The sequence below is a fragment of the Pantoea sp. GD03673 genome, assembly GCF_029844725.1.
GTDB lineage: Bacteria > Pseudomonadota > Gammaproteobacteria > Enterobacterales > Enterobacteriaceae > Pantoea.
The window spans coordinates 392,649-414,609 of record NZ_JAOCKJ010000005.1; the positions used below are offsets into that span (position 1 = coordinate 392,649).

The 21,961-nt window shown below is 57.9% G+C and carries 16 protein-coding genes and 1 riboswitch; of the genes, 3 read left to right on the forward strand and 13 right to left on the reverse strand.

The genetic code is table 11. The features are described 5' to 3' along the window. Window positions 1-12: 12 nt before the first annotated feature. Entirely contained in the window at window positions 13-1,896 is a 1,884-nt protein-coding gene (locus N5J69_RS12185) for a PhoX family phosphatase (protein WP_279770579.1), read from the forward strand. Between the two features lie 34 nt (window positions 1,897-1,930). Here the strand turns inward: N5J69_RS12185 and apaH are convergent, their stop codons facing one another. The 6 genes from apaH to lptD are packed head-to-tail and all read right to left on the reverse strand — an operon-like array spanning window position 1,931 to window position 8,743. Further along, a complete protein-coding gene (gene apaH / locus N5J69_RS12190; protein WP_279770581.1) occupies window positions 1,931-2,788 on the reverse strand; it encodes a bis(5'-nucleosyl)-tetraphosphatase (symmetrical) ApaH in 858 nt (285 codons plus the stop codon). Between the two features lie 52 nt (window positions 2,789-2,840). After that, the gene (gene apaG / locus N5J69_RS12195; protein WP_279770583.1) at window positions 2,841-3,218 is read right to left on the reverse strand and encodes a Co2+/Mg2+ efflux protein ApaG; all 378 of its coding nucleotides are present in this window, start codon (window positions 3,216-3,218) and stop codon (window positions 2,841-2,843) included. Between the two features lie 3 nt (window positions 3,219-3,221). Then, window positions 3,222-4,043, reverse strand: a complete 822-nt coding sequence (rsmA, locus tag N5J69_RS12200; protein ID WP_150010869.1) for a 16S rRNA (adenine(1518)-N(6)/adenine(1519)-N(6))-dimethyltransferase RsmA — start codon at window positions 4,041-4,043, stop codon at window positions 3,222-3,224. Then, window positions 4,036-5,028 carry a 4-hydroxythreonine-4-phosphate dehydrogenase PdxA gene (gene pdxA / locus N5J69_RS12205; RefSeq protein ID WP_279770585.1) on the reverse strand — a complete coding sequence of 331 codons (993 nt, stop codon included), beginning with the start codon at window positions 5,026-5,028 and terminating at the stop codon, window positions 4,036-4,038. Before pdxA ends, rsmA begins: the two co-directional genes overlap by 8 nt. After that, window positions 5,018-6,313, reverse strand: a complete 1,296-nt coding sequence (gene surA / locus N5J69_RS12210) for a peptidylprolyl isomerase SurA (protein WP_279770587.1) — start codon at window positions 6,311-6,313, stop codon at window positions 5,018-5,020. Before surA ends, pdxA begins: the two co-directional genes overlap by 11 nt. A 54-nt stretch (window positions 6,314-6,367) precedes the next feature. Further along, entirely contained in the window at window positions 6,368-8,743 is a 2,376-nt protein-coding gene (gene lptD / locus N5J69_RS12215) for an LPS assembly protein LptD (RefSeq protein ID WP_279770588.1), read from the reverse strand. Between the two features lie 182 nt (window positions 8,744-8,925). Here lptD and djlA point away from each other — a divergent pair, with 182 nt between their 5' ends. Next, entirely contained in the window at window positions 8,926-9,735 is an 810-nt protein-coding gene (gene djlA / locus N5J69_RS12220) for a co-chaperone DjlA (protein ID WP_279770590.1), read from the forward strand. A 59-nt stretch (window positions 9,736-9,794) separates the two neighbouring features. On the opposite strand, the gene rluA is transcribed toward djlA, so the two are convergent. The 3 genes from rluA to polB form a co-directional block, all read right to left on the reverse strand. Beyond that, entirely contained in the window at window positions 9,795-10,448 is a 654-nt protein-coding gene (rluA, locus tag N5J69_RS12225; RefSeq protein WP_279770592.1) for a bifunctional tRNA pseudouridine(32) synthase/23S rRNA pseudouridine(746) synthase RluA, read from the reverse strand. 39 nt (window positions 10,449-10,487) lie between these two features. After that, window positions 10,488-13,394, reverse strand: coding sequence for an RNA polymerase-associated protein RapA (gene rapA, locus N5J69_RS12230; RefSeq protein WP_279770593.1), 2,907 nt, complete (start codon window positions 13,392-13,394; stop codon window positions 10,488-10,490). A gap of 152 nt (window positions 13,395-13,546) precedes the next feature. After that, a complete protein-coding gene (gene polB / locus N5J69_RS12235) occupies window positions 13,547-15,907 on the reverse strand; it encodes a DNA polymerase II (protein WP_279770672.1) in 2,361 nt (786 codons plus the stop codon). A gap of 169 nt (window positions 15,908-16,076) precedes the next feature. Here polB and N5J69_RS12240 point away from each other — a divergent pair, with 169 nt between their 5' ends. Continuing rightward, complete coding sequence (locus tag N5J69_RS12240; protein WP_279770595.1) at window positions 16,077-16,841, forward strand: DedA family protein; 765 nt, start codon at window positions 16,077-16,079, stop codon at window positions 16,839-16,841. Between the two features lie 5 nt (window positions 16,842-16,846). Here N5J69_RS12240 and thiQ read toward each other — a convergent pair whose 3' ends face one another. The 4 genes from thiQ to sgrR all read right to left on the reverse strand — a co-directional run bounded on the left by thiQ (window position 16,847) and on the right by sgrR (window position 21,950). Then, window positions 16,847-17,548, reverse strand: a complete 702-nt coding sequence (thiQ, locus tag N5J69_RS12245) for a thiamine ABC transporter ATP-binding protein ThiQ (protein WP_279770596.1) — start codon at window positions 17,546-17,548, stop codon at window positions 16,847-16,849. Continuing rightward, window positions 17,535-19,142 carry a thiamine/thiamine pyrophosphate ABC transporter permease ThiP gene (gene thiP, locus N5J69_RS12250; RefSeq protein WP_279770598.1) on the reverse strand — a complete coding sequence of 536 codons (1,608 nt, stop codon included), beginning with the start codon at window positions 19,140-19,142 and terminating at the stop codon, window positions 17,535-17,537. Before thiP ends, thiQ begins: the two co-directional genes overlap by 14 nt. Further along, window positions 19,118-20,104 carry a thiamine ABC transporter substrate binding subunit gene (thiB, locus tag N5J69_RS12255; protein WP_279770600.1) on the reverse strand — a complete coding sequence of 329 codons (987 nt, stop codon included), beginning with the start codon at window positions 20,102-20,104 and terminating at the stop codon, window positions 19,118-19,120. The genes thiP and thiB overlap by 25 nt, the downstream gene beginning before the upstream one ends. A 46-nt stretch (window positions 20,105-20,150) precedes the next feature. Beyond that, window positions 20,151-20,253: riboswitch (TPP riboswitch) on the reverse strand. Window positions 20,254-20,288: 35 nt separating this feature from the next. Continuing rightward, window positions 20,289-21,950, reverse strand: a complete 1,662-nt coding sequence (gene sgrR / locus N5J69_RS12260; protein WP_279770602.1) for an HTH-type transcriptional regulator SgrR — start codon at window positions 21,948-21,950, stop codon at window positions 20,289-20,291. Window positions 21,951-21,961 lie beyond the last annotated feature (11 nt).

Below are 21,961 nucleotides of genomic sequence, written 5' to 3' on the forward strand. Positions count from 1 at the left end.
AAGCAATCAATAATGAAAACTGAACTCTTCGCATTAAGTACGGATCGCCTTCGTGATCCGCGCCGTCGTCAATTCCTTGCCGGTTCCGGCGCAATAGGGCTGACCGGCTTTCTCAGCGGCGGCCTGACGCTCTCATCTCCGACCCTGGCGCAGGCGAAGCCTGCTGGCAGCCCGCTGCTGGGTTTTCAGGCGATTGCCGCGTCCACGGCTGATGAGGTTGTGGTGGCACCCGGTTATCGCGCCGAGGTGTTGATCTCATGGGGTGATCCGCTGGTGAATGGTGCGGCCGCGTTTGATCCGCAGGGCAATAACAGCGCAGAAGATCAGGAAAAGCAGTTCGGTGACAACAACGATGGAATGAGCTTCTTCGCCATTGATGCAGACCGTGGCGTGATGGCGATTAACAATGAATACGTGAATGAGCCGACGCTGTTTGCCCACGGCGGCAGCAAAGCGACCAGCCTGGAAGATGTGAAGAAGTCACAGGCGGCACACGGTGTCTCTGTGGTTGAAGTGAAACGGGGTGAGGACAACCGCTGGCAGGTCGTTCGACCTTCTGACTATAACCGCCGCATTACCGCCAATACGCCCATGCGTTTTTCCGGTCCGGCCGCAGGTGATAAAGCGCTGCAGACCGCTGCCGATCCGCAGGGCATGCATGTCCTTGGCACCTTTGGTAACTGCGCCAACGGTAAAACGCCGTGGGGCACCTATCTCACCTGTGAAGAAAATTACGACACCTACTTTGGCACCCATCAGGCCGGTTTTACGCCGACGGCAAAGCAGAAGCGCTATACCCTGAATGCTGCCGATCCGGAGCGTAACTGGTCTGACTTTGATCCCCGCTTCAATGTCGCGAAGAATCCCAACGAATTTAACCGTCACGGCTGGATTGTCGAGATCGATCCCTTTGATCCCCAGTCGGTGCCGGTAAAACGCACCGCGCTGGGCCGCTTCAAGCATGAAAATGCCGCCGTCACGGTCGCTAAAACCGGCCAGCTGGTGGTTTATATGGGCGACGATGAGCGCGGCGAGTATATCTATAAATATGTCTCCGACGACAAAGTCATCCCGGATGAGGCCAAATCGAATCACGGCCTGCTTGATAAGGGCACGCTCTATGTGGCGCAGTTCAATGGCGATGAGCAGGGCACGCCGCTGAAAGGGACCGGGCGCTGGCTGGCGCTGAAGTGGGGCGAAAACGGCCTCACCGCGGAAAAGGGGTTCAATAGTCAGGCCGATGTCCTGATCAATGCGCGCGCTGCGGCGGATGTGGTTAACGCAACGCGAATGGACCGGCCGGAATGGATCGCCGTTAACCCCCATGATGGCCGCGCCTACTGCACGCTGACCAATAACAACAAGCGCGGTAATGAAGGCATGCCGGTCAATGCGGCGAATCCGCGCCCTAAAAATATCTATGGCCAGATCATCCGCTGGGATGAGAAGGGCGATGCCACCGCACACACCTTTGCATGGGATATCTATGCGTTGTGCGGCAACCCGATAGCGCATCCCGAGGGAATCTATCGCGGCACACCCAACATCACGGCGGAGAACACCTTTAACAGCCCGGATGGCCTCGGCTTTGATGCGCAGGGGCGCTTATGGATCCTGACCGACGGTAAGTACAGTAACAAAGAGGATTATCAGGGACAGGGCAACAATCAGATGCTGGTGGGCGATCCTGACAGCGGAGAGATCCGCCGGTTTATGGTCGGACCGAAATCGTGTGAACTGACCGGCATTACTTTCACGCCCGATTACAAAACGCTGTTTGTAAATGTGCAGCATCCCGGTGAAGAGGGGGACTCGCATTTTCCCGACAACAGTCCGCGTCCGCGCTCGTCGGTGATCATGATCACCCGTGAAGATGGGGGCATTATCGGCGCATAAAGCAGGATGCTGGCCTTACCGGCCAGCATTGTTGTTACAGCGCAGGCGGTGCCAGACTGTCGCTGGCGGCCAGCGCTTTTTCGCGGTTGGAGGGCTGAACCACATAACGCTGTGACTCCCAGTGCAGCAGGGTCAGCGTTCCACCCCAGCAGCAGCCGGTGTCCAGACCGATAATGCCTTCTGGCGTTCCTTTGCCCTCCAGCGAGGCCCAGTGACCAAATACGATGGTGTAGTCACGTGCGACCGGCCCTTCGATGTTAAACCAGGGCTTCAGCGGCGGAAGCGCGGATTCAGGCGCATCTTTGCAGATCATGTCCAGCTGCCCATTGGGGAAGCAGTAACGCATGCGGGTAAGGGCATTGGTTGTGAAGCGCAGACGCGCCAGACCGCTCAGATCTTCACTCCAGTTGTTTGGCATGTCGCCATACATGGCATCAAGAAACAGCGGATAACTGTCGCTGGCAAGCACCGCTTCGACTTCACGGGCGCACTTTTTCGCGGTCCCGATATCCCACTGTGGCGTGATACCGGCGTGTCCCATCACCAGCTTTTTCTCTTCATCAACCTGGAGCAGCGGCTGACGACGTAGCCAGTTGATCAGCTCATCCGCATCGTCCGCCTCAAGCAACGGTGTCAGGCGATCTTTGGGCTTATTACGGCTGATGCCAGCGTAGACCGCCAGCAGATGTAAATCGTGATTACCCAGCACCAGACGCACTGCGTCGCCCAGCGATTTCACGTAGCGCAGGACGTCAAGTGAGCCTGGACCGCGCGCGACCAGGTCGCCGGTCAGCCACAGCGTATCCTGCTCAGGATCGAAACTGACCTGCTGCAGCAAGGCACGTAATTCATCGTAGCAACCGTGAACGTCGCCAATCAGGTATGTGCTCATAAGGTTTTATCCATCAGGCGTGCCCGAGTTAACGGGCAAAAAAGCGTGTAAATCAGTGAATGTGGGTCTGAATGGCGAGGCGGAACACCGGGATTTCGACGTGGAAGGTGTCACCCTGTTCGTCGACCATCACGTAATGTCCCTGCATGGTGCCCATCGGCGTTTCGATCACGGCACCGCTGGTGTACTGAAATTCATTGCCAGGCGCAATGTGCGGCTGTTCACCGACCACGCCTTCACCCTGAACTTCTGTCTCGCGGCCGTTACCGTTGGTAATCAGCCAGTAGCGTCCCAGCAGTTGCACGGAGGAACGGCCCAGATTGCGTATCGTAATGGTATAGGCGAAGACGTAGCGATCCTCATCCGGTGAGGATTGTGAGGCAACGTACTGGCTTTGCACATGGACGGAGACGCGGGCCGTTTCACTCATGACTTACTCCTGCGATTTTCCCTGATGATTCGCCAGCCAGTTTGCCAGCTGACAATATTGCGCGACGGAGACGTTCTCGGCACGCAGGGTTGGATCTATGGATAACTCTTCCAGTGCACCTGCAGCGACCATGTGGCTCAGGCTATTACGCAGCGTTTTGCGGCGCTGGCCGAATGCTTCCGTGGTGATACGGCTCAGGATACGCACGTCACTGACCGGATGCGGCGGCTCGGCAAAGGGCACCAGACGCACTACGGCCGAGTCCACTTTCGGAGGCGGCGTAAAGGCGTGTGGCGGCACTTCCAGCACCGGAATCACCTGACAGTAATATTGCGCCATCACGGTCAGACGGCCATAGGCTTTACTGCCCGGACCGGCAACCAGACGGTTAACCACTTCTTTCTGCAGCATGAAGTGCATATCTTTGATCGAACCAGTATAGCTGAAAAGGTGGAACATCAGCGGGGTCGAAATATTGTAAGGCAAGTTACCAAATACCCGCAGCGGCTGGCCTCTCTCCTGCGCCAGCGCGGCGAAGTCGAAGGTCATGGCATCCTGCTGGAAGATGGTCAGCTTCGGGCCAAGGAACGGATGGGTTTGCAGACGCGCAGCCAGATCGCGGTCCAGCTCTACCACCGTTAAGCTATCGAGGCGTTCACCCACCGGCTCGGTTAAGGCACCCAGGCCTGGGCCGATCTCGACCAGCGCTTCGTCGCGCTGAGGATGGATGGCGGAGACAATGCTGTCGATAATGTACTGATCGTTCAGGAAGTTCTGCCCGAAACGTTTACGGGCGTAGTGCCCCTGATGGACGCGATTATTCATTACTGCTCTTGATCATAGTGATGGCGAGGTTAAGCGCCGTGATGAAGCTGCCCGGTTCAGCCTGACCCAGACCGGCGAGTTCAAGCGCGGTGCCGTGGTCAACAGATGTCCGGATAAAAGGCAGGCCCAGAGTGATATTGACCGCCCGGCCAAACCCCTGAAATTTGAGTACCGGCAGGCCCTGGTCGTGATACATCGCCAGCACCGCATCGGCAAATTGCAGATATTTAGGCTGGAAAAGGGTATCCGCAGGCAGCGGGCCAGTCAGTTTAATGCCCTGCTGACGCAGTTCATTGAGTGCTGGCGTGATGGTGTCGATCTCTTCCCGTCCCATGTGGCCGCTTTCGCCCGCATGAGGATTGAGACCACAGACGTAAATATGCGGCTCGGCAATCGCGAACTTCTGCTGCAGATCGCGATGCAGAATCGTGATCACTTCATGCAGACAGTCACGGGTCACCGCAGCGGGGACATCTTTCAGCGGCAGATGCGTGGTAGCCAGTGCGACACGCAGCTCTTCTGTCGCCAGCATCATGACGACACGATGGCCGCCTGCGCGATCGGCGAAGAATTCGGTATGGCCGGTAAACGCGATGCCGGCATCGTTAATGACGCCTTTGTGCACCGGGCCGGTGATTAGCGCCGCGAATTCACCGCTGAGACAACCGTCACAGGCGCGTGCCAGCGTGTTCAGAACATACTCGCTATTCGCGACGCAAAGCTCGCCGGGCGTGACCGTCTCTGCCGTTTCAACGGGCAGTACAGTCAGCGTACCCGCCTGCTGTGGTTCAGCGGCGACGCCAGGCTGGTAGGTCCGCAGCGTTAACGGCAGACCGAGTTGCGCTGCCCGCTGCTGCAACAGGGCAGGCGAGGCGCAAACCACCAGTTCAACGGGCCACGACTGCTGGGCCAGCTGAACGGTAAGATCGGGACCAATCCCGGCGGGTTCGCCGGGCGTGATCACTACACGGAGATTATTGTGCATTGCCATCCAGAATCTTCACGTAGGCGCTGGCGCGTTGTTCCTGCATCCAGGTCTGCGCTTCTTCCGCAAATTTACGGTTAAACAGCATACGGTAAGCACGCTCTTTCTGGGCGGCATCCGTTTTGTCCACCTGACGGCTGTCCAGCAACTGAATCAGATGCCAGCCGAAAGAGGAGTGAACCGGCTGGCTGACCTGACCTTTCTGCAGACGCAGCAGCGCGTCACGGAATGCAGGATCAAACACTTCAGGAGAGGTCCAGCCAAGATCGCCACCCTGATTCGCCGAACCCGGATCGTCAGAATACTGTTTGGCCGCCGCAGCAAACGTGGTTTTGCCACTGCGGATATCGGCAGCGATCTGTTCCAGCTGAGCGCGCGCCTGTTCATCAGTAAGAATAGGCGATGGCTTCAGCAGAATGTGACGTGAATGGACTTCGGTGACGGAGACATTTTTGCTCTCGCCGCGCAGGTCGTTTACTTTCAGGATGTGGAAGCCCACACCAGAGCGTACCGGTCCGACGATATCGCCTTTTTTAGCGGTCGCCAGCGCCTGAGCAAACAGGGTCGGTAACTCTTCGATTTTACCCCAGCCCATGTTGCCGCCTTTCAGCGCCTGGGAGTCGGCAGAGTAGGTCACCGCCATCTTGCCGAAGTCAGCGCCATTTTTCAGTTCGCCGACCAGCTGTTTCGCCAGCGTCTCCTGCTCGTCAACCTGCTGCTGTGTCGGGTTTTCTGGCAGCGGCAGCAGAATATGACTGACGTTCAGTTCCGTCCCCTGACTGTTCTGGGAACCAATCTGGTTTGCAAGCGTATCCACTTCCTGCGGCAGAATAGTGACGCGACGACGCACTTCGTTGTTGCGCACTTCAGCAATGGTCATCTCTTTGCGGATCTGAGAACGATAAACGCTGTAGTTCATACCGTCATAAGCCAGACGGCTGCGCAGCTGATCAAGGCTCATGCGGTTCTGCGCAGCGATGTTCTGAATAGCCTGGTCCAGCTGCTCGTCGCTGATCTGGATCCCTGCTTTTTCACCCATCTGCAGGATGATGTTATCCATGATCTGACGTTCCAGAATCTGGTGGCGCAGCGTTTTATCATCCGGCAATTGCTGACCTGCCTGCTGGGCCTGAGATTTAACCGTGCCCATCATACCGTCCACGTCACTCTCAAGAACCACGCCGTTATTGACCACGGCTGCAACTTTATCAACGACTTGTGGTGCTGCGAACGCGGTGTTGGCACTGATTGCCACACCAAGAATCAGCATTCTCCAGTTCTTCATACTTTATCCATTGTTGGTTCCGCACTGCGGGATTGCCTGTCAAACATCACAACATCAGAAAGCGGGCTGGTAAGGGATAATGCCCTGACGCAGCATATCGTTAGTGCCTAAGCCATAGTTAGGACTCAGACCACGCAGCTCAATGTTGAATGAGATTTGGTTGTCATACTTACTGTCGTTGTTTTCCCAACCGTTAATTTTGCGTTCGTAACCGACCCGGATTGCATAACAGCATGAGCTGTATTGCAGGCCCACCAGCTGTGATGCCGGACGCGTGTTGCGGGTATCGTAGTAGTAAGCGCCTACCACAGACCATGCATCCGCAATCGGCCAGCTGGCCGTAGTACCTACCTGTGAAATCCCGTTTTTATAGACAGGATCTGTCACCAGCTTGTTATCGTTCAGCGCAGTAGCCACATATTCCGGGCTGCTGTAACGGTAACTCAGCTGAACCATGCGGTCGGCATCACGACGGTATTCCAGTACGGTATTACCCTGGGAGACGTTGTCGAGTTTGGTGTCATATTGCAGCCCACCTCTGACGCCCCAGCGATCGCTGATTTTCCAGTATGTATCACCAGCCCAGACCAGGCTGCCGGTATCATCTTCTTTACTGGTTTGATTCACACCAGTACGAGAAGGGGTAAACGAGTAGATTTGACCTACAGAAACGTTAAAACGTTCAACCAGATCGGTATCATAAATGCGTGAGGTGACGCCGGTAGCCACTTCATTGGCCGACGCAATGCGATCCAGACCGCTATAAGTACGATCGCGGAACAGACCGGTGTAGTCGGTTTGCAGCAATGTTGAGTCGTAAGGATAGATGTTGCTCTGATCGCGATACGGGATATAAAGGTACTGCACGCGCGGTTCCAGCGTCTGGGTGTAGCCCACAGCCGAGTTCATGTCGCGGTCAAACACCATCCGGCCGTCCACTTTAAACTGTGGCAGGGTACGGTTGACCGACTCATCCAGTTCGCCGCTTTTGTCACCCCTGATACCGTTAGCCGCGTTGTTGTAGAAATCAACGTCAGTCTGCTGATAGTGGGTTGCCAGAAACTTCGCTTCGGTATCCAGGCTGGCCCAGCCGTTGGACAGCGGCAGGTTCAGCGTCGGCTCAATGTGCAAACGGGTCGCTTCAGGGTAGCGATCGCTGACGTTGGTAAACTTCACCGCCTGAGCATAGACCCTGCCATCAAACGGGCCGATATCATTCTGATAAAGATTAACGTCCAGCTGCGGCATGGCGCGGTAGACGTTATTGCTACTGTTATTGCCGAACACCTGGAAATCTTTGGTGGAGAGCGTAGCGTCCCAGTTGGTGTCGGCATAGCCAATGCTGAATTTCTGCGTGGCGTAGTTGTCGGTCGAGCTGTAGTACTTCGAGTCGAGATCGTTGAAATAGTACTTGTCGCTGACCTTGGTGTAGTCCGCGTTGAAACGCCAGTGCTGGTCATAAACACCCGCATGACGCCAGTAGAACAGCCAGCGATCGGAACTGTCATTTTCAGCGATGCGGCGCAGTGCTTTGTCGTTATCGTACTGTTTATCGGAGCCGAGGTAGTCGAATTCCATCAGACCGGCACCCAGCGTGGTCAGATAACGGAATTCATTTTCAAACTTCATGCCGCGCTTACTGATGTAATGCGGCGTGATGGTCGCATCGGCCTGCGGCGCGATGTTCCAGTAATAGGGCAGAATGAACTCGAAGCCGTTGTTGCTGCCATATTTTGCGTTCGGGATCAGGAAACCGGATCGACGACGATCGCCAATCGGTAACTGCAGATAGGGGCTGTAGAACACCGGAACTGAACCGAGCTTGAAGCGGGCGTTCCAGATCTCTGCCACTTCCTCTTCGCGATCCTGGATCACTTCAGAACCCACTACGCTCCAGCTGTTAGAGCCTGGCAGACAGGAGGTAAAGGAGCCGTTTTCCAGAATGGTGTAGCGGTTATCGCCGCGCAGTTTCATCTGGTCGGCAGTACCGCGCCCCTGGCGATCCACCATCTGGTACTGACCATTCCAGACGTTGGTATCTTTGCTGTTGAGGTTTGACCAGGCTTTCGGACCTTTCAGGATGACCTGATTGTCATCGTAGTGCACATTACCCAGGGCATCGACGGTGCGCACTGGCGCAGTCTGACCTTCCTGCTGACGCTGATGAAGCTGAACTTCATCCGCCTGCATACGGCTGTTGCCCTGCTCAATGTTTACATTGCCGGTGAAGACCGCATCATCGGGATAGTTCCCTTTCGCGGCATCGGAGTGAATGGTAACAGGCAACTGGTTCGTATTACCGTTCACCAGCGGGCGGTTGTAACTCGGCACGCCTAACATACACTGCGACATCAAATCGTCGGCAAAGGCTTGCTGGCTAATGGCTGCGCCGATCAGTGTGGCCAGCAGGGTAGGTATATGTTTTTTCATACGCGGTATCGAGAATTCCATGAAAACTGGCATCATGCCGACAATCGGGTCAGAGACTAACTTACTGCCCGGCGTTGCGCCAGTGTTAATCCTGGTCTGTCAGCGTTGCCGTTAGGCGCTGAGATAAATGACAGGTATGATAATGCAATTTTCAGCCGCAAGCATGGCGAATTGAGGAGTTTATGCGCTACTGGGGAAAAGTTGTGGGTCTGGCGGTGGGATTACTTTCCGGCGCAGGCTTTTGGGGTATCGTGATCGGTTTGATCATTGGCCATATGATTGACAAAGTACGCGGCGCGCAAGGCAAGGCCTACTTCTCAAATAATCAGACACGACAGACGCTGTTTTTCAGCACCACTTTTCAGGTGATGGGCCATCTGACCAAGTCAAAAGGGCGCGTCACGGAAGCGGATATTCAGATTGCTTCACTGTTAATGGAGCGGATGCAGCTGCACGGTGACTCCCGCACTGCGGCCCAGCGCGCATTCCGCGAAGGCAAGCAGGCGGATTACCCGCTGCGCAGCAAATTGCGTGAACTGCGCAGCGCCTGCTTTGGCCGGTTCGATCTGATTCGGATGTTCCTGGAGATCCAGATTCAGGCCGCTTTTGCCGACGGCTCACTGCATCCCAATGAGCGTCAGGTGCTCTATGTGATTGCTGAAGAGCTGGGTATTTCACGCGTCCAGTTCGATCAGTTCCTGCGCATGATGGAAGGTGGCCAGCAGTTTGGAGGGGGTCAGCGCAGTGCTGGTGGTTTCCAGCAGGCGCAGCGCGGCCCGACACTGGAAGATGCCTGCAGCGTGCTGGGCGTGAAAAGCAGTGATGACGCCACCACCATCAAACGCGCTTACCGCAAACTGATGAGCGAGCATCATCCCGACAAGCTGGTGGCGAAAGGGCTACCGCCTGAGATGATGGAAATGGCGAAACAGAAAGCGCAGGAAATTCAGGCGGCGTACGATCTGATTCGTAAAGAGAAAGGCTTTAAATAATCACGCAGTCCGGTGGCCTCTTCTGCAACAGAGGAGGCCACGGTGTCAGGCCGGACTGGTCAAAAATCGGCGGGCTGACGAAACGTCATGGCATTACCAAATGCCGGATGGGTAATGGTCAGCGACTCCGCATGCAGCAGCAAACGGGAGGCCATCGCTTTGGCTTCCGGATGCGCATAGAAGTTATCCCCCAGAATCGGATGGCCCAGCGCCAGCATATGCACCCGCAGCTGATGTGAGCGGCCGGTAATCGGCTTCAGGGAAACACGCGCACTGTTATCCGCACGATATTCCAGCACCTGATACTCCGTCTGCGCGGCTTTACCGGTCTCAAAGCAGACCATCTGCTTTGGACGATTTGGCCAGTCGCAGATCAGCGGCAGATCAACCAGTCCCGCTTCCTTCTCCGGGTGACCCCAGATGCAGGCCACGTAGGTCTTGGACGGTTCCCGTTCACGAAATTGTCGTTTCAGCTCGCGCTCAGCCGCCTTGGTCAATGCCACCACCATCACGCCGCTGGTCGCCATATCCAGCCGGTGGACAGATTCCGCCTGCGGGAAATCGCGCTGAATCCGCGTCATCACGCTATCTTTGTGCTCCTCCAGACGACCGGGTACCGAGAGCAGACCGCTGGGTTTGTTCACCACCATGATATGCGCATCCTGATAAAGGATGTGCAGCCAGGGTTCATGCGGTGGATTGTAAGGTTCCATGAGGCTTTCCAAAAATAAGGGGCCATGCGGCCCCTGAGCTTACTGGTGTGTCACCACAATCAGGCGCAGCGCGTCGAGACGCCAGTTGGCCTGGTCGAGACTTTCCAGCACCTGTTCACGGTTGCTTTCCAGCGCTTCAACTTCATCGTCGCGGATGTTCGGGTTGACGGCTTTCAGCGCGTTGAGACGCGAGAGCTCAGCGCCCAGCTTCTCATTCGCGTCTGCACGTGCCGCATCAATAACGGCTCGCGCTTCGCTGACAACACTCTCTTCGGCCTGAGTCAGAATCGCATGCACATCCTGCTGCACCGCATTCACCAGTTTACTGGCGGTATGACGGTTAACTGCATTCAGCTGACGGTTAAAACTTTCGAACTCCACTTTGCCCGCCAGGTTAGTGCCTTTGGTGTCCATCAGCAGACGGATTGGCGTAGGCGGCAGGAAGCGGGTCAGTTGCAGATGCTTCGGTGCCTGCGCTTCAACGACATAGATCAGCTCGACCAGCAGCGTCCCGACCGGCAGCGCCTTGTTCTTCAGCAGTGACAGTGCGCTGCTGCCGGTATCGCCTGACAGGATCAGATCCAGGCCGTTACGGATCAGCGGATGTTCCCAGGTAATGAACTGGGTATCCTCACGTGACAGGGCCTGATCGCGGTTAAAGGTAATGGTGCAGCCATCTTCCGGCAGGCCAGGGAAATCGGGCACCAGCATGTGGTCGGAAGGGGTCAGCACAATCAGGTTATCGCTGCGATCTTCCTGATTGATACCGACAATATCAAACAGGTTGAGTGCGAAGTTCACCAGGCCGGTGTCGTTGTCCTGCTCGCTGATAGCATTGGCCAGCAGCTGAGCCGACTCACCGCCGTTAGAGTTCAGCTCCAGCAGGCGATCGCGCCCCTGTTCCAGCTGCGATTTCAGCGCGTCGTGCTGTTTGCGGCAGTCAGCGATAAACGCATCGAAGCCTTCATTGTTTTCCGGCGCGGCCAGATAGTTAATCAGCTGCGGATGCACGCTGTCATAGAGGGTCCGGCCGGTCGGGCAGGTGTGTTCAAACGCGTCCAGCCCTTCGTGATACCAGCGCAGCAGCACCGCCTGTGCGGTCTGCTCCAGCCACGGCACCAGAATCTGAATGTCGTGCGCCTGGCCGATACGATCCAGACGACCGATACGCTGCTCCAGCAGATCCGGGTTAAACGGCAGGTCGAACATCACCAGACGGCTGGCAAACTGGAAGTTACGGCCTTCAGAGCCAATCTCGGAGCACAGCAGCACCTGCGCGCCATTCTCTTCTGAGGCGAACCAGGCGGCTGCACGGTCACGTTCAATGATCGACAGACCTTCGTGGAACACCGCCGCACGAATGCCTTCACGCTCGCGCAGGACCTGCTCCAGCTGCAGCGCCGTGGCGGCTTTGGCGCAGATCACCAGCACTTTCTCTTTACGGTTGCTGGTGAGATAGCCCATCAGCCATTCCACACGCGGGTCGAAGTTCCACCAGGTGCCGCTGTCGCCTTCAAATTCCTGATAAATCTGCTCCGGGTAGAGCAGGTCACGCGCCCGATCCTCGGCGCTTTTGCGCGCACCCATGATGCCGGAGACTTTGATTGCCGTCTGATACTGCGCAGGCAGCGGCAGACGGATCTGGTGCAGCTCGCGTTTCGGGAAGCCTTTAACGCCGTTACGGGTGTTACGGAACAGTACGCGGCTGGTGCCGTGACGATCCATCAGCATGGCGATCAGCTCCTGACGCGCCTCCAGCTTGCCATCACGGTCGCTGTTGGCGACCTGCAGCAGCGGCTCAATGTCCTGCTCGCCCACCAGATCGTTGATCCGGTTCATCTCTTCACGGGAGATCGCTTTATCTGCCAGTAGCGCGGTAACGGCATCGGCAATCGGGCGGAAATGCTGCTGCTCTTCAACAAAGGCGGCAAAATCATGGAAACGGTCCGGATCGAGCAGGCGAAGACGGGCGAAGTGGCTCTCCATGCCCAGCTGTTCCGGTGTTGCGGTCAGCAGCAGAACCCCGGCGGTTTTCTCTGCCAGCTTTTCGATGACCTGATATTCGCGGCTTGGCTCACCTTCTGACCACGCCAGATGGTGCGCTTCATCCACCACCAGCAGATCCCATTCGGCATCGGCCAGCATCTCCAGGCGCTGCTTGTTACGGCGCACAAAGTCCAGCGAGCAGATAATCAGCTGCTCGGTTTCAAACGGGTTGTCGCTGTCGTGCTGTGCTTCGGTGTAGCGGTCATCATCAAACAGCGCAAAGCGCAGGTTGAAGCGGCGCAGCATCTCGACCAGCCACTGATGCTGCAAGGTTTCAGGCACCACGATCAGCACCCGCTCAGCACGGCCCGCCAGCAGCTGCTGCTGAATGATCATCCCGGCTTCAATGGTTTTACCCAGGCCCACTTCATCGGCCAGCAGCACACGCGGCGCATGGCGACGGCCCACGTCGTGGGCGATATGCAGCTGGTGAGGGATCAGGTTGGTGCGCATACCGCGTAAGCCGCTGATGGGCAGGCGGTATTGCTCGCTCTGGTATTTACGGGCGCGGAAGCGCAGGGCGAAACGATCCATCCGGTCGAGCTGGCCGGCAAACAGGCGATCCTGCGGCTTACTGAATACCAGCTTGCTGTCGAGCATCACTTCGCGCAGCATCACATTGCTTTCTTCGGTATCCAGTCGGGTACCGATATAGGTCATCAGGTCATTTTCGTTGCGTACTTCATCGACGCGCATCTGCCAGCCTTCGTGGCTGGTGATGGTATCACCCGGATTAAAGATGACGCGGGTAACTGGCGAATCGTTGCGGGCGTAGAGGCGGTTTTCCCCTGTAGCCGGAAACAGCAGGGTGATCATGCGGGTATCGATCGCCACCACGGTGCCCAGTCCCAGTTCACTTTCCGTATCACTAATCCAGCGCTGACCTAATGTAAAAACCATATATTTTTTGCTCGAATTTTAACGTTTTTAGAGGTGTTCCCAAAGCTCAGGCAATAGCGTTACCGCCAGACAACAAGGTCTGGAGCTTACTTAAGAGCGGTGAGTTTCAGGAAGGGCGCTATGGTACTGGATGGCAGGGCGTTCGTCACCTGTCAAAAAAGCCCCAGTTGCCCGGTAATCAGTGTAGCAAAATCCCCATCCACAAAGGGCAAAATGCCCTCAGCGACCGGCTGAAGTTGCTTCGTCACGTAGTGGTCATAGTCCAGCGGCGTGCTGCGCGCCTCCAGTGGCTCCGGGCCTGCCGTGGCCATAACGTAACGAATACGGCCACCTTTCTGGTACTGCAATGGCCGGTTTAATTTACGATTCTGCTCATCGGCCAGCCTGGCGGCACGTACGTGCGGGGGCACGTTGCGTTCATATTCTATCAGCGGCCGCCGCAGACGCTTTTTGTAGACCAGCTGATCGTCGAGCTCTCCCGCCAGCAGCTGCGCGACGGTCGTACGAATGTAATCCTGCCAGGGCTCACGGTGAAAAATTCGGTGGTAGAGCTGCTGCTGAAACTCTTTGGCCAGCGGCGTCCAGTCGGTTCGCACCGACTCAAGCCCCTTAAAGACCATACGCTCACCCTCTGCGTCACGAATCAGACCGGCATAACGTTTTTTGCTGCCCTGTTCCGCGCCGCGAATGGTCGGCATCAGGAAGCGGCAAAAGTGGCTTTCATACTCCAGTTCCAGTGCGCTGGTCAGCCCCTGCGTCTGCTGCAGGTGGTCACGCCACCAGGCATTCACTTTCTGCGCCAGCTGACCGCCAATTGCAGCGGCCTGATCTTCACTGTGGGCGGACTTTAGCCAGACAAAGGTGGAGTCGGTGTCGCCATAGATGACGTCATAGCCTTCCGCCTCAATCAGCGCACGGGTCTGCTGCATGATGGCGTGACCGCGCAGGGTAATCGAGGAGGCAAGCCGTGGATCAAAGAAGCGGCAGGCGCTGGTGCCCAGCACGCCGTAAAAGGCGTTCATGATGATCTTCAGCGCCTGTGACAGCGGCTGATTGTTCTGCCTTTTCGCCGCTTCACGCCCCAGCCAGATCTGCTCAACAATTGCAGGCAGACAATGGGTATGCCGCGAGAAGCGCGCTTCACGGAAACCTTCGACCGAATCGGCATCATCAGGATGGGCCAGCCCTTCAACCAGACCCACCGGGTCAATCAGAAAGGTGCGGATGATAGACGGGTAGAGGCTTTTGTAATCCAGTACCAGCACCGAGTCATAGAGACCGGGGCGCGAATCCATCACGTACCCGCCCGGACTCGCTTCCGGGGCCACATCGCCCATGTTCGGGGCGACAAAGCCAGCGCGATGCATCCGCGGAATATAGAGGTGACCAAAGGCCGCTACCGAACCGCCGTGGCGATCGACGGCCAGGCCATTCACCGCCGCACGTTCCAGCAGAAACGGCATAATCGCTGTCTTATGAAAAATGCGCGTCACGAGCTCGCAGTCTTTGAGGTTGTAGCGGGCCAGCGCCGGTTTATCGTTGGCGAAGCGCCAGTTGATCTCCTCCATGCGCTGCCAGGGATTATCGATCGCTTTCCCTTCACCCAGCAGCTGCTGTGACACCGACTCCAGGCTGAACGACGGAAAATCCCAGAACGCCGATTTCAGTGCATCAATGCCATCAATGATTAACCGGCCGCTGGCCTGCGCGAAGAACACGCCGGGTTTGAAGCCATGTTCACGCCACTCAAGCGCGGTCTGCTGACGGCCAAGGCGAAGCGGAATCCCGTAGCGATCGGCATGTTTCTGCAATACCCGCAGGTCAAACTGCACCACGTTCCAGCCAATCAATACGTCCGGGTCATGCGCTGCAAACCACTGGTTCAGCGCCTCAAGCAGCTGCGGGCGGCTGTCGAAATAGATCAGCTCAAAATCCAGCGTGCTGGCATCGCCGTTGGGCGGGCCGAGCATGAAGACCTGACGCTGACCGCACCCCTCCAGCCCGATGCAGTAAAGCTCGCCATGCTGTGTGGTCTCAATGTCGAGCGAGACCCATTTCAGCGGCGGGCGATAGTCAGGATGGGGCTTGAGCCGCGCATTCACCACGCTGTCGCCGCGCTGCTCGCCATCAAACCAGACCGGCGCAGTAATAAACCGCTCCATCAGGTAGCGTTCCGGCGGGCGAATATCCGCCTCATAGACCGGAATACCCTGTTCGCGCAGCCGCTTTTCGATGCGCTGCAGCTGACGGTTCTGCGGGCAGTAGAGGCCAAAAACCGGGCGGCGGCGGAAATCTTTCAGCGCCAGCGACTGAATCCGAAACTGGCGCTCATCTTTGAGCAAATCGCGGACCTGCGCCTGAAATTCCTCGGGAATAAACGCAACGGACTCCTGCACCGGCAGCACCACGCGCTGCGCACCGGCGTCCGTCGCAAGCCAGAGGATAATTTCGGTGCCTTGTGGGCTGTCGCGCCAGTGGCGGGTGAGCAGAAAACCTGCGCGGGGCATATTCAGATGTTCTCCGGACTCAGCATTTCAGGGGTGATAAAACGGCTTAAGTATATCATGGATATTTATACAGTTCCCGCCGCTGAGTTTTGTCAACATTGTCCTACAATTCTTGCCTTGACGCTGTGTGGCTGGCTCTGGACAATCCAGCCTTCTGCTTTTACTAAGGACGACTATGGAAGCCTGGATTCAACAACTGATTACGCAGTCCCTGGAATGGGCGCTGTTTGCCGTTGCGCTGGTGACGTTTCTGGAGTCGCTGGCGCTGGTCGGGCTGTTGCTGCCAGGTACGGTAATGATGGCCAGTCTGGGCGCGCTGGTCGGCAGTGGCGAGCTTGGCCTTTACCCTGCCTGGGCGGCGGGCTTTGCGGGCTGCCTGATTGGTGACTGGGTCTCCTATGGCATCGGCTGGAAATTCCAGGGGCCGCTGCATCGCTGGAAGTATCTGCAAAAGTACAAAGGCCTGCTGGATAAAACCGAGCACGCCCTGCATCAGCACAGCATGTTTACGATTCTGGTCGGGCGCTTTGTTGGCCCCACGCGTCCGCTGATCCCGCTGGCGGCCGGTATGCTGGAGCTGCCGGTGCGTAAATTCCTGCCGCCGAACATTATTGGCTGCCTTCTCTGGCCACCGCTTTATCTGCTGCCTGGTATTCTGGCGGGTGTGGCGATCGATGTACCCAAAGCCGCGCAGGGCGGCAGCTTTAAATGGCTGTTACTCGGCGCAGCCCTGCTGATCTGGCTGGGGGGCTGGTTATGCTGGCGCTGGTGGCGTCGCGGCAAGAGCCGCGACTGGGCTAGCGCCTGGCTGCCACCTGAGCGTTTACGCTGGGCAGGGCCGCTGGGGCTGGTGATTGCCGTCGCAGCCTTTACTGCTATTCAGTTCCATCCGATGATGCCGGTTTTCCGTCATCTGCTGTGGCAGGTTTTCTTCGCCTGAACCGCTTAACGACGCGGGATGCCGAGCACGTCGGCCTCCCGCGTGTCGCCCGACAGCAGTTGTCGGGTCTCACCGTCCCAGTAAACCCGACCCTCCACAATCACCACGCTGCGCGGCGCAATCTGCCGGGCATCTTCCAGACTGTGCGACACCATCAGCAGCGTGATGCTGCGCGCTTCACACACCGAACGCACCAGTTGCAGCATTTCACCACGCAGCGCGGGATCCAGCGCAGAAAAAGGCTCATCCAGCAGCAGCACCGGACGGTCACGTAACAGGCAGCGTGCCAGCGCCACGCGCTGTCGCTGTCCGCCCGACAGCTCGCCCGGCAGACGGGTAAGCAGCTCGCCTAATCCCACCTGTCCGGCCAGTTCAGCCAGCTGCTGACGCTGTGAGGCGCTGAGTTTTAATCCCGGATGCAGCCCCAGCGCCATGTTCTGCTGCACACTGAGGTGTGGAAACAGGTTGTTCTCCTGAAACAGCATGGAAACCGGGCGTCTGGCTGGCACGCTGTGGGTGTGATCCTGACCATCAATCATCAGGCTGCCATGATTCACCGGCAGGAAGCCCGCGATCAGGCTGAGCAGAGTGCTTTTACCGGCCCCGCTGGGGCCGAGAATCGCGATGCGCTCGCCGCGTGCGGCATTGAGGCTGAAGCGCATCGGCAGATGCTGATAAAGGTAAGTGAGGTTATCAAGTGTCAGCATGGCGGCCCGGTAATTTTTCCATTAGCGTGAACAGCAGTAAGCAGAGCAGCAGCAGCAGCAGGGCCGTGACCGCGCCATCTGCGCCGCGATAGGCCCCAATCTGCTGATAGAGGTAGAACGGCAGCGTGCGGAAGTCGGCACTGCCAAACAGCGCCACCACGCCGAAATCGCCAATCGACAGCACGCAGGCAAACGCCAGTGCCTGGGAGAGCGGACGTTTCAGCGCCCGCAGTTCGATCAGCCGCAGCCGGTTCCAGCCGTGGATACCCAGTGAATCGCAGAGTCTGCCGTAACGCGCCGCAACATCCCGCATCGGGTTTTCCAGCACCTTCAGCGCATAGGGAATGGCGATCAGCGCATTGGTAAAGATCACCAGCCCCTCAGCCGACTCGGGCAGGCCGATGGTGGCGTTGAACAGCAGGAAAAAGCCGGTGGCCAGCACAATGCCCGGCATCGCCAGAATCAGCATCCCGCTGGTGTCGATTAACTGCGCTGCTGCGGGACGCTGACGCAGACGCAGCTCGCGACTGCTCCACAGCAGCATCATGGTCAGCACTACGCAGAGCAGACCGGCACCGGTGGCGATGCGCAGTGAGGTCAGGGTGGCCTGCCAGAGTGCAGGCTGCGTCAGCGCACCGCGCAATCCGCCGTGCAGACCCTCGACGATCACTGCCGCCAGCGGAGGCAGCAACAGGAGCAGCGCCAGCCCGATCAGCAGCGCATCCATCAGCTGTGCTGTCCGGGAATCCTGCGGATCGCGCCAGCCGTTCAGCTGGCTGTGTCCGGCGGGAATCGCCTTGCTGAAGCGCTGGCTGAGCAGCACCAGCGTCAGGCAGCAGCCAAGCTGGATGAGCGCCAGCAGCGCCGCCCGTCCGGGATCGTAGTCGTAACTCAGCGCCTGAAATATCGCCAGCTCAATGGTGGTGGCCTGCGGACCGCCGCCCAGTGACAGCACGGTAGCAAAGCTGGCGAAACAGAGCATAAAGATCAATGCACCGGTCGGCAGCAGCTGACGCCGCAGCCACGGCCACTCCAGCAGGCGAAAATGATGCCAGCCGCGCAGATCGAGCTGTGCGGCCAGCTGACGCTGCTCAGCCGGAATGCTTTCCAGCGCCTGCAGCATCAGGCGGGTAGCCAGCGGCAGGTTAAAGAAGACGTGCGCCAGCAGAATGCCTGACAGACCATAGGGGGAGAAGTGATAACCGATCCCTGCCAGCTGACACAGCTGCGCCAGCCAGCCGACGCGCCCATAGACGGTCAGCAGACCAAACACCGCGACCAGCACCGGCAGCACCAGCGTCATGGCGCACAGGCGCAGCAGCAGCAGGCGGCCGGGGAAACGGCGTCGATAGAGCGCCCGTGCCAGCGGAACTGCGGGCAACAGCGACAGCAGGGCAGAGAGCAGCGCCTGACCGAAAGAGAACGCGATCACATGGTGCAGGTAGTCATCCTGCAGCACGCCGTGTACGTCACTGTCCGGCGCGGCGCTCCAGAGCGCGCCGAAGGCCAGAAACGCCACGCTGGTCAACAACACCGTGGCGAGCGAACCGGGGATGAGCCAGCGCGGCATCAGCGGCTGACGGCGCGTTGCCATTGGCTAATCCAGCCTGAACGCTGGCTGGCAACTTCTTCCGGCGAAAATTGCAGGGCGGTAGCGGGCACGTTCAGCGTACCGAAGCCAGCTGGCAGCGGCGTGTCAATCACCGGGTACATCCAGTTACCGGTCGGGATCGTGCGCTGGAAGTCGGGCGAAACCATAAACTGCATGAACTGCTGTGCCAGCGCGGGTTGTTTGCTGCTGGCGAGCTGCGCGGCAACTTCAACCTGCAGATAGTGTCCTTCGGCAAATGGCGCGGCGGCGTAGTTCTCTTTTTTCTCTTCGATGATGTGGTAAGCCGGTGACGTGGTGTAGCTCAGCACCAGATCGCCTTCACCCTTGAGGAACAGACCATAAGCTTCACTCCAGCCTTTGGTCACCGTCACGGTTTTCTGCGCCAGCTTCTGCCACGTCTGCGGTGCCTGATCGCCATAGACTTTCTGCATCCACAGCAGCAGACCTAAGCCAGGTGTGCTGGTGCGGGGATCTTCGTAGATCACCCGCCACTTCTCCGGGCTGTCTATCAGCTCCTTCAGGCTTTTTGGCGGATTTTTCAGTCGGGTTTTGTCATAGACAAAGGCGAAGTAGCCATAATCAAAGGGCACGAAGGCGGTATTTTGCCAGCCGCCGGGCACGGTGAGTTTTGAGGTATCAACCTGACTTTTGGCAAACAGGCCGGTTTTCTGCGCCGCCTGCACCAGATTATTATCCAGCCCCAGCACCAGGTCGGCTTTGCTGTTTTTACCTTCCATGCGGACGCGGTTCAGCAGCGACACGCCATCTTCCAGCGTGACAAATTTCAGCTCGCAGTTGCACTGTGCTTCAAAGGCTTTTTTAACCGCCGGACCAGGGCCCCAGTCAGCGGAGAAGGAGTCGTAGGTGTAGACCGTGAGAACCGGTCTGGCCGCCAGAACGGGGGCGGAGAGTAACAGCAGCACCGGCAGAACTTTGTTTAACACTTTGCGCTCCTTCAGGAGAATAGGGGATGAGTCGCAAAGGATCTGAGCACAGAGGCCTCTCAAATCCCTACGTCGGTATTAACCGAATCAGGTTCGACGGGTCTCTCTCAGCGGCTTGCTGTTGGCAGGCCGCACCCCGTTGAGAACGTCACATTCTAGTCATTTCATCGCCGGGGCGAAAGCGTCACAGCGCCGGTGGTGCAAACCAGGCGGATTTAAAATCAAACCAGCCCAGCGTATTCATCCGAACGCCGCGCATGCTGCGCTGTCCTTCAAGCAGCAGCCAGTGGTGAAACAGCGGATGCAGACCCGCCTCGTCGACCAGTTGTTTGCTCCATTCGGCCAGCGGCAGCGTTTTCTCACGCCAGCGGGCAGCATCGCCGTGCCAGTCTATCGGCAGACAGTGATGCAGCAGCGGGATCTCGTAAAGCTGCGCGAACAGCGAATAATTCAGCGGCAGGGTAAAGTTCACGCTGCCGAGCCAGATATCACTCTCCGCCTCGCCCTGATACCAGCTTTCGTAGCTGATCTCGCGCGTCTCCAGCGTGACGCCATGCTGTGCCAGCAGCGGACGCAGCGCATTGGCGATGCCCTCATGCTCAACGTGCTGACTGTACCAGGTCAGCGTCAGATGAGTTAAGCCGGGCGGTTTTTCTACTGGCGTCAGGTCCCGGCGGTGATGCCAGCGCGGCAGCAGACCGTAAGCCGGGAACCAGTAGCGCTGATAGCCGACACCGGCGTGATTGAGCAGGGCGATGGGGTTAAACAGATAGCTGACCCAGCGCCGAACCGCCTCGTTGCGCCCCTGCTCTGAGCGCTGGTCGAACAGCAGGTAGTAGCAGCCCTCTTCAAGGCGGCTCTCCTCCTTAACTTCATCGGCACCGTCGCCCTGCAGACGGACACCGGCATAGACCAGCTCATCGCTGATGTCGGGCAGGACCCAGATAGAGACATCATCAATCAGGGCGCGAAACCCGAAGTAGTCATCAAACGCTTCGATTTTGAGCTGGCTCTGCTCATTGCGGATCACCCGATAAGGACCGGTGCCGACCGGCTGGCGGGCGAAGTCGCGCAGCGTCGGCCATTCACGCGGCAGGATCATCGCACTGACGCTGCCCAGCAGCCAGGGCAAGCCTTCGTCAGGCTGGCTTAAGTGGATATCCAGCGTCCAGGGTGCGGGCGAGTCGATTTGCGCAATATGGGAAAAGAGCGCATGGGAACGCTGACGCTCCAGCGTGGCGAGCACATCTTCCATCTCCAGTTCTCTGCCGTGATGGAAGCGAATCGCCGGACGCAGAAAGAAGCGCCAGTGAAACGGGGAGGTCCGCTGCCAGTGGTGGGCAATATCGGGCTCGATTTCCCCGTTTTCCTCATTTATTCGCGTCAGGCCATTAAAGATCTGGCGGGCAATATGGGTTTCAGAACGCCGCAGCGGCGAACCGGGCAGCAGGTTGAGCAGCGGACGATAGTAGAGCACCCGCAGGATATGCTTGCCCTGCCGGAAACTGCGCCCCAGGTGCGCTCCAATCATCTGCCGCACCTGATTTTTATCCCCCACCAGCTGCACCAGTTGATCGATGCGATCCTGCGCCAGCAAATCCTCGGCACGCTGCTGCTGCAAGGCCAGGCCGGTGTAGCAGAAGGTGAGTTGCGAACGCTTGCTGCGTCCCGCTTCAGCCTGCCAGACCAGCCAGCCTGCGGCCTGCATCCGGTTAAGCAGATTGCGCATATGGCGGCGCGAGCAGTGCAGCAGATCGGCCAGTTCGCTGAGCGTAATCTCCTGCGTCTGGCCCTGACAGCTCTGCCACAGCCGGATGAACTGCTGCTTCAGACGTGATGAGGACATAAAAGAGGAAC

Excerpts from the sequence above, each read along its gene's own strand:
- N5J69_RS12185 (WP_279770579.1), top strand. The coding sequence starts at position 13 with ATGAAAACTGAACTCTTCGCATTAAGTACGGATCGCCTTCGTGATCCG.
- rsmA (WP_150010869.1), bottom strand. The coding sequence starts at position 4,043 with ATGAATAATCGCGTCCATCAGGGGCACTACGCCCGTAAACGTTTCGGG.
- sgrR (WP_279770602.1), bottom strand. The coding sequence starts at position 21,950 with ATGTCCTCATCACGTCTGAAGCAGCAGTTCATCCGGCTGTGGCAGAGC.
- N5J69_RS12240 (WP_279770595.1), top strand. The coding sequence starts at position 16,077 with ATGGAAGCCTGGATTCAACAACTGATTACGCAGTCCCTGGAATGGGCG.
- thiP (WP_279770598.1), bottom strand. The coding sequence starts at position 19,142 with ATGGCAACGCGCCGTCAGCCGCTGATGCCGCGCTGGCTCATCCCCGGT.
- rluA (WP_279770592.1), bottom strand. The coding sequence starts at position 10,448 with ATGGAACCTTACAATCCACCGCATGAACCCTGGCTGCACATCCTTTAT.
- rapA (WP_279770593.1), bottom strand. The coding sequence starts at position 13,394 with ATGGTTTTTACATTAGGTCAGCGCTGGATTAGTGATACGGAAAGTGAA.
- surA (WP_279770587.1), bottom strand. The coding sequence starts at position 6,313 with ATGAAGAACTGGAGAATGCTGATTCTTGGTGTGGCAATCAGTGCCAAC.
- lptD (WP_279770588.1), bottom strand. The coding sequence starts at position 8,743 with ATGAAAAAACATATACCTACCCTGCTGGCCACACTGATCGGCGCAGCC.
- thiQ (WP_279770596.1), bottom strand. The coding sequence starts at position 17,548 with ATGCTGACACTTGATAACCTCACTTACCTTTATCAGCATCTGCCGATG.
- djlA (WP_279770590.1), top strand. The coding sequence starts at position 8,926 with ATGCGCTACTGGGGAAAAGTTGTGGGTCTGGCGGTGGGATTACTTTCC.
- pdxA (WP_279770585.1), bottom strand. The coding sequence starts at position 5,028 with ATGCACAATAATCTCCGTGTAGTGATCACGCCCGGCGAACCCGCCGGG.
- apaH (WP_279770581.1), bottom strand. The coding sequence starts at position 2,788 with ATGAGCACATACCTGATTGGCGACGTTCACGGTTGCTACGATGAATTA.
- apaG (WP_279770583.1), bottom strand. The coding sequence starts at position 3,218 with ATGAGTGAAACGGCCCGCGTCTCCGTCCATGTGCAAAGCCAGTACGTT.